12 protein-coding genes and 1 tRNA gene are annotated in these 13,636 nt (G+C 61.8%); 8 read left to right on the top strand and 5 right to left on the bottom strand.

Features of this window, described 5'->3' with window-relative positions:
* From HJC00_RS29035 to HJC00_RS29020, 4 genes are all read right to left on the bottom strand, one after another.
* Positions 1-214 (bottom strand): porin (locus HJC00_RS29035; RefSeq protein WP_221147729.1); only part of this gene is annotated, 214 nt, incomplete at its 3' end.
* A gap of 567 nt (positions 215-781) precedes the next feature.
* Positions 782-872 (bottom strand) — tRNA-Ser (locus HJC00_RS29030).
* Between the two features lie 191 nt (positions 873-1,063).
* Positions 1,064-2,281: an NAD(P)/FAD-dependent oxidoreductase gene (locus tag HJC00_RS29025; protein ID WP_210628519.1), complete on the bottom strand. Its 1,218-nt coding sequence runs from the start codon at positions 2,279-2,281 to the stop codon at positions 1,064-1,066.
* Positions 2,282-2,368: 87 nt separating this feature from the next.
* A complete protein-coding gene (locus HJC00_RS29020; protein WP_210628520.1) occupies positions 2,369-3,484 on the bottom strand; it encodes a Gfo/Idh/MocA family protein in 1,116 nt (371 codons plus the stop codon).
* Between the two features lie 209 nt (positions 3,485-3,693).
* On the opposite strand from HJC00_RS29020, the gene HJC00_RS29015 reads away from it, so the two are divergent.
* The 8 genes from HJC00_RS29015 (at position 3,694) to HJC00_RS28980 (ending at position 12,164) form a co-directional block, all read left to right on the top strand.
* Positions 3,694-4,569 (top strand): MurR/RpiR family transcriptional regulator, encoded by an 876-nt coding sequence (locus HJC00_RS29015; protein WP_210628521.1) that lies wholly within the window; start codon positions 3,694-3,696, stop codon positions 4,567-4,569.
* Positions 4,570-4,661: 92 nt separating this feature from the next.
* Entirely contained in the window at positions 4,662-6,596 is a 1,935-nt protein-coding gene (iolC, locus tag HJC00_RS29010) for a 5-dehydro-2-deoxygluconokinase (RefSeq protein ID WP_221147730.1), read from the top strand.
* Between the two features lie 198 nt (positions 6,597-6,794).
* Positions 6,795-8,645, top strand: coding sequence for a 3D-(3,5/4)-trihydroxycyclohexane-1,2-dione acylhydrolase (decyclizing) (gene iolD / locus HJC00_RS29005; protein WP_221147731.1), 1,851 nt, complete (start codon positions 6,795-6,797; stop codon positions 8,643-8,645).
* A gap of 68 nt (positions 8,646-8,713) precedes the next feature.
* Positions 8,714-9,631 (top strand): myo-inosose-2 dehydratase, encoded by a 918-nt coding sequence (iolE, locus tag HJC00_RS29000; RefSeq protein WP_210628524.1) that lies wholly within the window; start codon positions 8,714-8,716, stop codon positions 9,629-9,631.
* 238 nt (positions 9,632-9,869) lie between these two features.
* A complete protein-coding gene (gene iolB, locus HJC00_RS28995; protein ID WP_210628525.1) occupies positions 9,870-10,667 on the top strand; it encodes a 5-deoxy-glucuronate isomerase in 798 nt (265 codons plus the stop codon).
* Between the two features lie 88 nt (positions 10,668-10,755).
* Positions 10,756-10,983 (top strand): DUF1127 domain-containing protein, encoded by a 228-nt coding sequence (locus tag HJC00_RS28990; protein ID WP_210628526.1) that lies wholly within the window; start codon positions 10,756-10,758, stop codon positions 10,981-10,983.
* Positions 10,984-11,055: 72 nt separating this feature from the next.
* Positions 11,056-11,895, top strand: a complete 840-nt coding sequence (locus tag HJC00_RS28985) for a helix-turn-helix transcriptional regulator (RefSeq protein ID WP_210628527.1) — start codon at positions 11,056-11,058, stop codon at positions 11,893-11,895.
* 107 nt (positions 11,896-12,002) lie between these two features.
* On the top strand, positions 12,003-12,164 hold the full coding sequence (locus HJC00_RS28980) for a hypothetical protein (RefSeq protein WP_210628528.1): 162 nt from the start codon (positions 12,003-12,005) through the stop codon (positions 12,162-12,164).
* Positions 12,165-12,209: 45 nt separating this feature from the next.
* On the opposite strand, the gene HJC00_RS28975 is transcribed toward HJC00_RS28980, so the two are convergent.
* Entirely contained in the window at positions 12,210-13,577 is a 1,368-nt protein-coding gene (locus tag HJC00_RS28975) for an MATE family efflux transporter (RefSeq protein ID WP_221165025.1), read from the bottom strand.
* Positions 13,578-13,636: the final 59 nt, after the last annotated feature.

Below are 13,636 nucleotides of genomic sequence, written 5' to 3'. Positions count from 1 at the left end.
GATCACCAACGTCGACCTGGAAACGGATGTAGCCTTCGATCTTGAGGCAAGTTTCGGTGCCGGGGATGTAGAAGTAGCCGGTGCCGTAAGCGTCGCAGACGCGAACATATTCAACCGGTTCCGGCTCGGCAGCAACAATAGCGTCAGCAGCCTGAGCACCGGAAACTACTGCGAGAGCAGCAGCGGAGCCGAGAAGAAGGCTCTTGATGTTCATAAATGACCTCCAATTCAAAGTTTCGATCGGGTTTGGGATCTTTCGCTGAGCAGCGTTCCCTGCCCCATCCCCGTGTTTCAAGAAGTGGACGATCCGTCGCCCTTGCTTCCGAGGGTGAAAATACAAGACGGCGACCATCACGCAATCACCAACTTACTCGAATGGGTGGTTTGCGGGAGCCTTCCCGACATTCTGTTGCCGAAAGGACACAAGTCGGGCAACCGGCCCCGATTTCCTTTATGCTTTGTTAAGAAAAGCCTGGTTTTGCGGCTGCTTAGCGGAAATCGACAAAGAACTGGACAAGCGCCTTCCGACGCATTCGCGACACCTTTTCGACAAGATCCGGCAGTTACGCGAGAGATGGCAGCTCCCGAAAGCGTAACCGCACGTTCACGGATCCGCTATCGGCGCTGCCTGAGGCAGAAGAGCAAAACGTGATTCCCGCCGACGATTCTCTCTCGTCGAGACGAAACGATTCTCCTGCGCGCGACTTGGGGGCGATAGCCGACTAAGCGGCCGTGATTCGCCAACAGAAGATAAGACTTGGATGCGTTGCGGAAATCGAAATGGCGGAGAAGATGGGATTCGAACCCACGATACGCTTTTGACGTATACTCCCTTAGCAGGGGAGCGCCTTCGACCACTCGGCCACCTCTCCGGTGCCGCCTAACTAGGGTGAGCGGTCTGTGAATGCAAGGGTTTTTTGAGTTTTCACCAGAAGAAATGCAGCGGCGGCCTTTCGGCTTTTTACGGCCAGACGAGAAAAATCGCTCGTCTGCGCCCGCCTCCAAAAGCTCGGCCGATCGATCCTTCAGGCGCACACGCCTTGCGGCGCGCGCGCTCGCGGACTCAGCTCAATAGGCTCTTCAGATCGGCTGAGGGGTCGGCGAGGATCGCTCGATTGGGGTTAGTGCCAGATTCCAGCAGTTTTTTGCCGGTCACATAGGCCTTCGCGTCATTGATCGCGTCGACAGCGATCAGCCGGCCTTCCCTGAAGTACCAGATCGAGTGAGCCCCTTCGCGGGCGCCCGGACGCAAAAGCGTGTCGTCATAGCCGAGATTGAAGCCGGCGATCTGCAGCTTGACGTCGTACTGGTCGGACCAGAACCACGGTTTCGGCTCATAGGGCTCGTCGCCACCAGCGATGACGGCTGCCGCAGCTTCAGCCTGGTCGACAGCGTTCTGCACCGATTCGAGCCTGATGCGCCCACCCTGCCATGGAAGTGCGGCGCAATCGCCGGCCGCAAAAATCGCCGGATCGGAGGTGCGGGCGAATTCATCGACAAGGATGCCATTGGCGACTTCGAGACCGGCTTCCTTGGCAAGCTGATCGTTCGGCACGACGCCGATGCCAACGACGACGAAATCGACATCGATGACCGAGTCGTCGGAAAGGGCGGCGCCGGAGACGCGGCCATTCTTGCCGATCAAATGCTTCAGGCCGGTCTTCTCGCGGATCACCACGTCGTGGCTCTCGTGAATGGCGCGCATGAGGTCGGCCGTTTCCTTCGCCGCGACACGCTGCAGGATACGATCGGCCATTTCGATGACCGTGACCTCGAGGCCACGATGGCGGGCGACGGCCGCAGCCTCGAGGCCGATGTAACCGCCGCCGATGATGAGGACGCGACGACCCGGGCGCATTTCATCGGCCAGCAGATCGGCGTCGCGCTTGTCGCGGGCGACATAGACGCCTTCGAGATCACCGCCGATTGCTGCCGGCAGCCGGCGCGGCGTCGAGCCGGTGGCGAGCACCAGCGTACCATAGTCGAGAACGGAGCCGTCCTGCAGCAGAACTTGCTTGCTGTCCCGCTCGATCTGTTCGGCCCAGGTCGAAAGGCGAAGATCGACGTCGTTGTCGGCATACCAGTGTTCCGGGCGGAACAGCAGGCGATCGAAGCTCATTTCGCCGAGCAGATATTTCTTCGAAAGCGGCGGGCGCTGATAGGGGGCTACATCTTCGGCGCCGATGAGCGTGATCGGGCGCGTATCCTTCAAAGCACGCAGTTTGGCCGCCAAGGCGAAACCCGCCTGTCCCGCGCCGATGATCACCACTCTATCCGTCACGATCTCACTCCTGAAACTAGGCTCGACACTTACGCCAAGGCCTATCCCCTGCCCTATGCGCCGTCAACGGAAAGCGGCTTCTTACATTCAGCCGATTTCGATCCAGCGACGCTCGTGGAAGGACTGTGCCATGGCATGCACCGACTTTTCTATCCTGAGACCGTCTTTAAATGTCACGATCGACGACGGCTCGCCTGATATTGCCCGGATCAGCTCGCGGCACTCGATGATCTTCAGATCGTTGAAGCCGAGGCCATGGCCAGGAGCCGGGATGAAGCGATCATAGGGCCGATGGGCAGGCGCCGCCAGTATCTTGCGAAAGCCCTGCTCCGAACCCGGCCCTTCTGCCTGATAGAGTTCGAACTCGTTCATGCGCTCCTGGTCGTAGAGGATCGAGCCTTTCGAGCCGTAAATCTGCAGGGCGATGCGCCCCTTGCGACCCCAGGCGGCGCGATTCGCCATCAACACAGCGGAGATGCCGCCGCCGAAGCGCATCAGCACGTTGGCGGCATCGTGATTTTCGACGGCGCGGCGGCCACCCTCGCTGAGCGGACGGTCGGCATAGGGCTTCACCATATCCGTTATGACGGCCTCGACATGGCCGAAAAGATACCAGAGCAACGACAGCGGGTGCACGGCGAAATCGTCAAGTGCACCATAGCCGGCGGAAAGCTCGCTTTTCCAATAGAAGAAGACGTCGGGATCAGCCATGAAATCCTCGTCCATTTCGACGCGGACATGGTTGACCGTACCGATGGCGCCGTCGCCGACAAGCTTCCTGATGTGCCGCATGACGGGATTCTGAATGTAATTATAGCCGAGAGCGGCAATCTTGCCGGACCGCTCCGCCGTCGCCAGCATGCGCTCGGCATCGGCATAGGCGGGCGCCATCGGCTTCTCACACCAGACATGTTTGCCGGCTTCCAGGGCAGCGACCGCCATTTGGGCATGGAACTGATTGGGCGTGGTGACGGAAACGACGTCGACCTCGGGATCGGCGATCAGCGCCCGCCAGTCTGCCGTTGCCTTTTCGAAGCCGAACTCACCGGCACGGGCCTCGGCAAGCCCGGCATTGGCTTCAGCCAGGTGCACGAGCCGCGGACGCTCGACATCGCCGAACACGGTCTTCACCGCATTCCAGGCCAGTGCATGGCACTTGCCCATATAACCGGTGCCGATCAAACCGATGCCAAGTGGCTTCATTTTCCATCTCCTCCAGAAGTGTGCGCGGATTTTTGGAATATCTGGATCATTTTGGCAAGAGACCGTTGGCAGGCATATGGCCTTCATTCTATCGGTGCGATTGTACAAAACCCTTCAATTACAGGCGATTAAAAACAATTAGGCGCGCCGTTCGAAATCGTCTATGCTCGGCAATATGGAATATTTGTTTCATCCCGTGAGCCGCAAGCATGGATAATGATCCCCAAAGGCACGCGCGCGTGCCGCGCGATTTCGAAAGCCTGCGCAGCACCATCATCGAGCGCAAGGCGAACATGCCGAAGCGGCTGGCGCAGGTCGCCGCCTTCGCGCTCGGCAATCCCGATGAAATCGCCTTTGGCACGACGGCGAGCATCGCGGCCGCCTCCGACGTCCAGCCCTCGACGCTGGTACGCCTCGCGCATCATCTCGGTTATGGAGGCTTTTCCGATCTGCAGAGCATCTTCCGCGAACGGCTGCGCGACCGGACGCTGAGCTATGAAGAGCGGCTCGTCACGCTGGAGCAAACGAGCGGCGACGACGAAGACGCCAATCTGCTCTCCGGCTTCATTGCGGCGGCCAGCCAATCGGTCAACCGGCTGGCGGCGACGGTGCAGAGCGATACGTTCACGAAGGCAGTCAATCTCCTTGCCGGCGCCGACACGATCTATCTGATCGCCAAACGGCGCTCCTACCCGCTGACGGCGCACATGACCTACGCTTTTTCCAAGCTCAATATCCGCCATCAGATCGTCGCCTCGCCGAACGGAGTCGACCCTGAGATGGTGCAGTTCGCAACACCCAGGGATGCGGCGATCGCGGCGAGCTTTTCGCCTTACGCGGCCGACAGCCTCAGCCAGAGCCAGGAACTTGCCGACCGTGGCGTCCCCGTCATCGCCATTACCGATTCGGCCTTCTCGCCCCTCGCTGCCTGCGCCACGCACTGGTTCGAAGTGGCGGAGGCCGATTTTGCCGGCTTCCGCTCGCTGTCGGCCTCGATGGCGCTGACCATGGCGCTGCCGGTCGCCATCGCCGAACGGCGTCGAAAACGTCAGCATTCAAAAGCTGTAAAAGCCAAAATGGAATAAACATTCCGAATTGACAAAATATCGGAACCGATGTTTCATTATTAAAAATTCGCAGGCACTGGAAGCCGCGCAAAATCTAGCGGGAGGACATCATGATACAATCGAATCCGGGATTACAGCCGGAGCCGGCGCTTGATGTAATCACCATCGGCCGCTCCTCGGTCGATCTTTACGGCCAGCAGATCGGTTCGCGACTGGAGGATATCGCCTCTTTCGCCAAATCCGTCGGGGGCTGCCCGTCCAATATCGCCATCGGCACGGCGCGGCTCGGCCTCAAGTCCGGGCTCATCACCCGCGTCGGCGACGAGCAGATGGGACGCTTCATCCGTGAGCAGGCGGCGCGGGAAGGTGTGGCGACGGACGGCATCGTCACCGACAAGGAACGGCTGACAGCGCTGGTGCTGCTTGCGGTCGAGGCCGAAGGCGTGTCGCCGATGATCTTCTATCGCTCCGACTGCGCCGACATGGCGCTCGAGGAAGGCGATATCGACGAGAATTTCATCAAGTCGTCGCGCGCCGTTCTCGTTTCCGGCACGCATTTTTCGCGGCCCAACACCGAGGCCGCGCAGCGCAAGGCGATCCGCATCGCCAAGGAGAACGGCCGCAAGGTGATCTTCGACATCGACTACCGGCCGAATCTCTGGGGCCTTGCCGGCCATGCGGAAGGCTTCGAGCGCTACGTGAAGTCCGACCGCGTCTCTTCGAAGATGAAGGAGACGCTGCCGGATTGCGATCTCATCGTCGGCACCGAAGAAGAAATCCTCATCGCGTCGGGCGCGGACGACGTACTCGGCGCGCTGAAGGAGATCCGACGGCTGACGCCGGCGACCATCGTGCTCAAGCGCGGCGCGATGGGCTGCATCGTTTATGACGGGCCGATCGCCGACGACCTCGAAGCCGGCATCGTCGGCCAGGGCTTCCCGATCGAGGTGTACAACGTGCTCGGCGCCGGCGACGCCTTCATGTCCGGCTTCCTGCGCGGCTTCCTGCGCGATGAGCCGCTGAAGACCTGCGCCACCTGGGCCAATGCCTGCGGCGCCTTCGCCGTCTCCCGACTGCTCTGCTCGCCCGAATATCCGACCTGGGCGGAACTCGACTTCTTCCTGAAGACCGGCAGCAAACATCGGGCGCTGCGCAAGGACGAGGCGATCAACCATATCCATTGGGCATCGACCCGGCGCGGCGAAATCCCGCTTCTGATGGCGCTGGCGATCGACCACCGCTCGCAGCTTGTCAGCGTCGCCGATGAACTCGGCGTCGGCCATGACAAGATCGTCGCCTTCAAGCGGCTCGCCGTCGAAGCCGCCGCTCGCGTTTCGAACGGCCGCGAGGGCTACGGCATGCTGATCGATGAACGTTTCGGCCGCGACGCATTCTTCGATGCGGCGACGAAGAATTTCTCCTGGATCGGCCGGCCTGTCGAACTGCCGGGCTCGAAGCCGCTGCGCTTCGAATTCAGCCAGGATATCGGCTCGCAGCTTGTCGAATGGCCGCTCGACCATTGCATCAAGTGCCTGTGCTTCTACCACCCCGACGATCCGGCCGAATTGAAGACGGAGCAGCAGGAGAAGCTGCGCACGCTTTTCGAGGCCGCGCGCAAAGTCGGTCGCGAGCTGCTGGTGGAAATCATCGCCGGCAAGAACGGCCCGCTCGCCGACGATACGATCGCCACCGCGCTGGAGGAACTCTACGCGCTCGGCATCAAGCCGGACTGGTGGAAGCTGGAGCCGCAGGCTTCCGGCGAAGCCTGGAAGAAGATCGATGCGGTGATCGCCAAAAATGATCCATGGTGCCGTGGTATCGTGCTTCTCGGGCTCGAAGCGCCCGCAGAGGAACTGATCTCCTGTTTCGAGGCGACGCTGGCGGCTCCCTCGGTGAAGGGCTTCGCCGTCGGCCGGACGATCTTTGCCGATCCGGCGCGCGCCTGGCTCTCCGGCGAAATAAACGACGAGGCGGCAATCGCCGACATGGCCAGCCGTTTCCGGCAATTGACAGAGGCCTGGCTTCAGACGCGCGGGCTTCACTGAGAATTAGACCCCTCCCCAACCCCTCCCCACGAGGGGGAGGGACTTAACTTGAGGAATCGCTTCACGCCACAAACGAGCTCTCTTGCGGACGCAACGTTGCGGTGAAATGCGGCGAGCCCCCACGAGTTAGCCCCTCCCTTGTGGGAAGGGGTTGGGGAGGGGAAACCAGACAAAAAGTTAAAAGTTCGGGAGGCCCCGATGGGCAAGACGATACGGTTGACGATGGCGCAGGCCATCGCGCATTTCCTGAAAGTACAGATGACTGTTGTCGACGGCAAAAAGGTGCCGATCTTCGGCGGCGTCTGGGCGATCTTCGGCCACGGCAACGTCGCCGGCATCGGCGAGGCTCTCTATCAGGTGCGCGGGGAATTGACGACCTACCGCGCTCATAACGAACAGGGCATGGCGCATGCCGCGATCGCCTATGCCAAGGCAAATTTCCGCACGCGCTTCATGGCCTGCACGACCTCGATCGGCCCCGGCGCGCTGAACATGGTGACGGCCGCGGGTGTCGCCCATGTCAACCGCATTCCCGTTCTCTTCCTGCCTGGCGACGTCTTCGCCAACCGCGCGCCGGATCCGGTGCTGCAGCAGATCGAGGATTTCGGCGACGGCACCGTGTCGGCCAATGATGCCTTCCGCCCGGTTTCGCGTTACTTCGACCGGATCACCCGGCCGGAGCAGATCATCACCGCGCTAAAGCGGGCCATGCAGGTGCTGACCGATCCGCTCGATTGCGGCCCGGTGACGCTGTCGCTCTGCCAGGACGTTCAGGCCGAGGCCTTCGATTATCCGGAAAGCCTGTTCGAAGAAAAAGTCTGGACGACCCGCCGGCCGCAGCCGGATGCCGACGAACTGGCAAATGCCATCGCCCTTATCAAGGCATCAGAGAAGCCGGTGATCGTTGCCGGCGGCGGCGTGCTCTATTCGCAGGCAACGAAGGAACTCGCGGCCTTTGCCGAAAGCCACGCCATTCCCGTCGTCGTCACTCAGGCCGGCAAGTCGTCGATCAACGAGACCCATCCGCTGGCGCTCGGCTCGGTCGGCGTCACCGGCACATCGGCGGCGAACGCGATCGCCGAAGAGACGGATCTCGTCATCGCCGTCGGCACGCGCTGCCAGGATTTCACGACCGGCTCCTGGGCGCTCTTCAAGAACGACAACGTGAAGATGGTCGGCCTCAACATCGCCGCCTATGACGCGGTGAAGCACGACAGCCACCCTGTGGTGGCCGATGCCCGCGAAGGGCTGAAGGCGCTTTCGGCAGGGCTTTCCGGCTGGAAGGCGCCGGCAGCGCTTAGCGAGAAGGCAGTTGCGGAAAAGAAACTCTGGATGGAGGCTGCCACCAAGGCGATGGCGGCGACCAACACCGCCCTGCCCTCCGATGCGCAGGTGATCGGCGCGGTGGCGCGCACTCTCGGCGGCGAGAACACGACAGTGCTTTGCGCCGCAGGCGGTCTGCCCGGCGAGTTGCACAAGCTCTGGCCGGCGACGGCGCCCGGCAGTTATCATATGGAATACGGCTTCTCCTGCATGGGCTACGAGATCGCCGGCGGGCTCGGCGCCAAGATGGCGCGCCCCGAACGGGATGTCGTCGTCATGGTCGGCGACGGTTCCTACATGATGATGAACTCCGAGATCGCGACCTCGGTCATGCTCGGCCTCAAGATCAATATCGTCATGCTCGACAATCGCGGTTATGGTTGCATCAACCGGTTGCAAATGGGGACCGGTGGCGCCAACTTCAACAATCTGCTGAAGGACTCCTATCACGAGGTGATGCCGGAGATCGATTTCCGCGCGCATGCCGAAAGCATGGGCGCCATCGCCGTCAAGGTCAGCTCCATCGCCGAACTCGAGCAGGCGATCGTCGATTCGAGGAAGAATGATCGTACGTCCGTCTTCGTCATCGACACTGATCCCTTGATCACCACTGAGGCCGGCGGCCATTGGTGGGATGTCGCGGTGCCGGAAGTCAGCCCGCGCGAAGAAGTCAACAAGGCGCGCAGGGGTTATGTCGAAGCCCGCGGCTCCCAGCGCATCGGCTGAACAGGTTTAGCCCCATTTTTCCGGAGGAGCGGACCCGCTCCTCCGCAATGTCTTCAAGGAGAATATTGATGAAGGCCAAACTCGGCATGTCGCCCATCGCATGGTGGAACGACGACCTTCCTGAGCTTAGCGACGATGTGTCGCTTGAAGAATGCCTGCGGCAATCGCGCAGTGCCGGTTTCACCGGCATGGAGCAAGGCCGCCGTTTCCCCAGCAACCCGGAGGAGATGCTGCCCATCCTGCGCGCCGCCGACGTGACGCTCTGCGGCGGCTGGTTCTCCGGCACGCTTGTCAATGAGGAGCTTGCCGCCAACAAGGACCGCATCGCGCCGATGATCGAGCTTTTCAAGGCGGTCAATGCGCCCTGCATCGTCTATGGCGAAGTCGGCCGCTCCATACAGGGCGACCGCTCCAAGCCGCTCGCCACCAAGCCGCGCCTCACCGACGACGAGATGAAGGCCTATGCGCGCCGCGTCACCGAATTCGGCGAATGGTGCGCCGAGCAAGGCATGCCGCTCTCTTATCACCACCACATGGCGGCCGTCGTCGAAACCGAGCCGGAGCTTGACGCCTTCATGCGCAATTCGGGCGAAGGTATTCCGCTGCTGCTCGACGCCGGGCATCTGGCCTTTGCCGGCGGCGATGTGCTGCGCGCCATCGACAATCACCACGCCCGCATCAACCACGTCCACGTCAAGGACATTCGCCAATCCGTAGTGGACGGACTCGATCGCAGCCGGCAATCCTTCCTCGACGCCGTAGCGCTCGGCGCCTTCACAGTGCCAGGCGATGGATCACTCGATTTCGGCGCCATCGTCCAGCGCTTCGCCGACCACGGCTATGAAGGCTGGTTCGTCGTCGAGGCCGAACAGGATCCGCGCAAGGCGCCGCCGCAGAAGATGGCCGAGATCGGCCATGCCGAACTAATGCGCGTGATGACGGCGGCTGGTTATACGGTGGAAACGGAAGGTTTCCCGAAGCGGTAACGGAAAGAAGGCCCCTCCCCACCGGTGATGGGTTGAACGAACTGCCGGAGCAAGGAGCCCCCTCATCCGCCCTTCGGGCACCTTTGCCGGGGTTGAGCCACGGGGCTCAACCCGTCCTTCGCCCCCCAGCGGAGAGGGGGAAACGAGGCAGCGCGGCATACACCTTCTCCCCTCGGGGAGAAGGTGCCGGGAGCCGGATGAGGGGGCTGCGCCTATCAACATACGAGGAGAAACACCAATGCCAAACCTCAAGGTGAAACCATCAGGCACGCATGGCTGCGTCACGCATGTCACCCCGGAAAGCGCCGGCTGGACCTATGTCGGGTTCGATCTGCACCGGATCAAACCGGGCGAGACTGTTTCGGGAGAGACCGGCGAGCGCGAGGTGTGCCTGGTCTGGGTCAGCGGCAAAGGCAAGGCTTCGGCCGGCGCGAAGGATTTCGGGACGCTCGGCGATCGGATGAACCCCTTCGACGGGGCTCCGCACGCGCTTTATATCCCGATGGGTTCGAATTGGTCGGTCACGGCGGAAACTGATCTGGAACTCGCCGTCTGCTCGGCGCCCGGCGGCGGCGATTATCAGGCGAAGGCGATCCCGCCCGGTACGCATCCGCAGGTGACGCGCGGCAAGGGCACGAATGTGCGCTACGTCAACAACATCATGCCTGAGGACGATAATTCGGCGCATTCCCTGCTCGTCGTCGAGGTGATCACGCCAGGTGGCCACACCTCCTCCTATCCGCCGCACAAGCACGATCAGGACGACCTGCCGAACGAGAGCTTCCTGGAAGAGACTTACTACCATCGCCTCAATCCACCGCAGGGTTTCGGTTTCCAGCGCGTCTACACCGACGACCGCTCGCTCGACGAGGCCATGGCGATCGAGGACGGCGACGTGACACTGGTGCCGAAGGGTTATCACCCCTGCGCGGCAACGCATGGCTATGATCTCTATTATCTCAATGTCATGGCTGGGCCGAAGCGGATCTGGAAATTCCACAATGCCGCCGAGCACGAATGGCTGCTGAAGGTATAAAGGCCGCGTTCGATCGCTAAATAATCTGACAGCGCCAAACCGTCGATGATGGTTCACTGCCTCCATCCAATGAGGATGGAGGATCATCATGCATAGCTCGAATTTCACGATACCGGCCCGCAATATCCGCTCTTCGCGGCTCATCCGGCCCGGCCTTCTCTCTGCAGTCGGCACGGCGGTCCGCTGGCTGGGGCGCAAGATCGGCGAACGGCGCAACTACAATGCGCTGATGGAACTTTCCGACGCTCAGTTGAAGGATGTCGGCCTCTCCCGGGGGCAGACAGAAAGCGACGTGCACGTTTACAGCCGCTACTGAAACATCAAACTCACTGTGTTACTGTGCCCCTGTGCAGCCTTGTCGGGCTGCCTGCCTGAACCGGATGATACGATGTTGCAGTTTTCAACAGCACTGCTCCTGAAAACGAAGACCGTCACCATTCGTGACGTCGTCTGCAATGGCGAGTGCCGCCACAAGAGCGACGAGGAATGTGCTCACAAGACAAGCCTCGTCTATCCCTATCGCGGCGTCTTCATGCGCCATGTCGGCCGCACGGATACGGTGGCTGAAGCCAATCAGGTGTTGTTCTTCAATGCCGCTCAGGGCTATCGGATCAGTCATCCGATCGCGGGCGGCGATGCCTGTATCGACCTGTCGATCGACGAATCCATGCTGGAAGAGCTGGCGCCGAAGGAGCAGGCGCAGCCCGGCCCGGCCTTTTCCTTCCGCCGCCAGCGCCGGCGGATCGACCCGCGCGCGCAGGCGCTGGTCGCCCTGCTGCGTCACGGTCTTAGGCGCAACGTCGCCGAAACACTCGAGGCGGAAACGCTGGCCCTGACGCTGGTTCGCCGCTCGCTCGGCGAGCGCACGTCGCACGCCGCCGGCGCCAGCCTCGGCCGGCAGAAACTCGTCGACCGGGCAAAGCTGGTGCTTTCCTCCGATCTCGCGCGACGCTGGACGCTTGCGGAAATCGCCTCGGAAGTCGGCGTTTCCCCTGTTTACCTCACCCAGGTCTTCCAGCAGGTCGAGGCCACGCCGCTCTATCGCTATCAGCTGAGGCTGCGGCTTGCCCGGGCGCTCGATCTGCTCGGCCAGTATGACGATCTGACCTCACTCGGCCTCGATCTCGGTTTTTCCAGCCACAGTCATTTCAGCGCCTCTTTCAAACAGGCCTTCGGTCAGACTCCGGCCGAATTTCAGCGCTCGGCGCAACTGCGGCGCCGACCGTAGAGCTTTTCCGAGTTGATCATCGCTAAAGTTTTCGACAGCGATGACGCGGTCTTCGATGCTCTTATGGCGCTGTCCCGATCCAGGGACGATCAATGGAGGATTACCCGATGAAGAAGACCACATGTGCTGCCTGCGACTGCGAACTCGGCGCCGAGATCATCACCGTCAAGCTCGGCGGCAGGACCGTCGAAGTCTGCTGCCAGGAATGCGCCGAGGCACTGAACGAGGCGGAAGCGTCGACGTCGGCCGCTCAGAGCGGCAACGAATAGGGGCAATCGCCGGAGGCCGCGCCGGGAAGGCGCGGCCTCCGCCTCTCAGGCGGGCAGAAGCCCGTATCGCCAGCCGCGGCGTCTGGCATTCTCAGACAGCACCAGCAAGGCAAGCACCACCATGCCTGCCTCGGCAAAGTCAGGCACCATCCAGATTCCCTGCTCGCCGAAGACGAAGGGCAGCAGGAAGGTGAGAGGCAGGGTGAGAAGATAGGTTCGCGACAGACCGAAGATCGCCGCGCGCGGCGCATCCCCGATCGACTGAAAATAGGACGACAGGATCAGCATCTGCCCGAAGAGAAAATAGGCGCCGATCGTCCAGGGCAGAATTCGCCTGACCTCGGCGATAATGGCGGGATCGCCAACGAAAACGGCGCCGATGCGACCGGCCAGCAATTCCACCGTGATCTCCACCAGGCTGCAATAGACGAGTGCCGAGAGCATGGCGATCTGCAGGCTTCGGCCGACGCGCAACCCAAGGCCGGCGCCGTGATTGTTGCCGGCGATCGTCTGCAGTGTGATGCTGAGGCCAAGCAGCGGCAGATAGGTGAAGGTCAGGATGCGGGTGATAATGCCGTAGGCGGCAAGGGTGGCGGTATACTCACGCGTGCTCCAGAGCGAGACGTTGACCAGAATCGCGGCCGAGGCAAGCGATATGCCGATGAAACCGAGGCTCATCGGCGCGCCCAAGGCGACGATGCCGCGCCACTCGACAAGGGCGAATGCGGGAGAAGGCCTGAGTGTCGCCGGCCGGCGCCAGCGATAGACGAGCACGGCCACGAGACAGATGAACTGCGAGGCGATGGAGCCTGCGGCCGAACCGACCACGCCCCAATGCATCACTGCCATGAACAGCCAGTTGGCGAGGATGTTAAGCAGTGAGGCCGAAAGTGTGACCACCGTCATGAACCCGATCCTGCCTTCACAGCGCAGCCCGTCGAGATGCAGCGACAGGAAGAAACTCACCGGCGTCGAGGCGATCATCGCGCCCATGAAGAGCATGGCGCCGTCGGCCACGGCGGTGTTGCCGGCGGCGCCGGCATCGATGATCCGCCCGCCGAGGGTCCAGTAGACCATGATGAGAATCACGATGACGGCGAGCGCCAGCGTATGGGCGCCGGAAAATACCCGACGCGCGCCCTGGCGATCGCCGGCACCGAGCCGACGGGCGAGGATGCTTCCCATGCCGTTCGAGACGAGCGATTGCAGGGCGACCAGCAGCATAAGCCCCGGGAAGATCAGGCTGACGGCTGAGAGGGCGTCGGGGCCGACATAGGCCCCCAGGAAATAGGCGTCGACGACAGCAAACAGGCCGTTGACAGTGGTGATCGCGACGATCGGCGCCGCAGTTCTGATGAATACGCCCGGCAGCCAGCCGGTGAGGAAGGCATTGTCATTGGAAGGATCGGCCATGGAGAAATCCCTGCGATATCGGGCGACATCCGCTGCGGCTTGAACAAGCGCATGCATGC

The organism is Rhizobium sp. NLR22b (genome assembly GCF_019685295.1).
Classification (GTDB): domain Bacteria; phylum Pseudomonadota; class Alphaproteobacteria; order Rhizobiales; family Rhizobiaceae; genus Rhizobium.
This window is presented reverse-complemented; position numbering and strand designations above follow the sequence as displayed.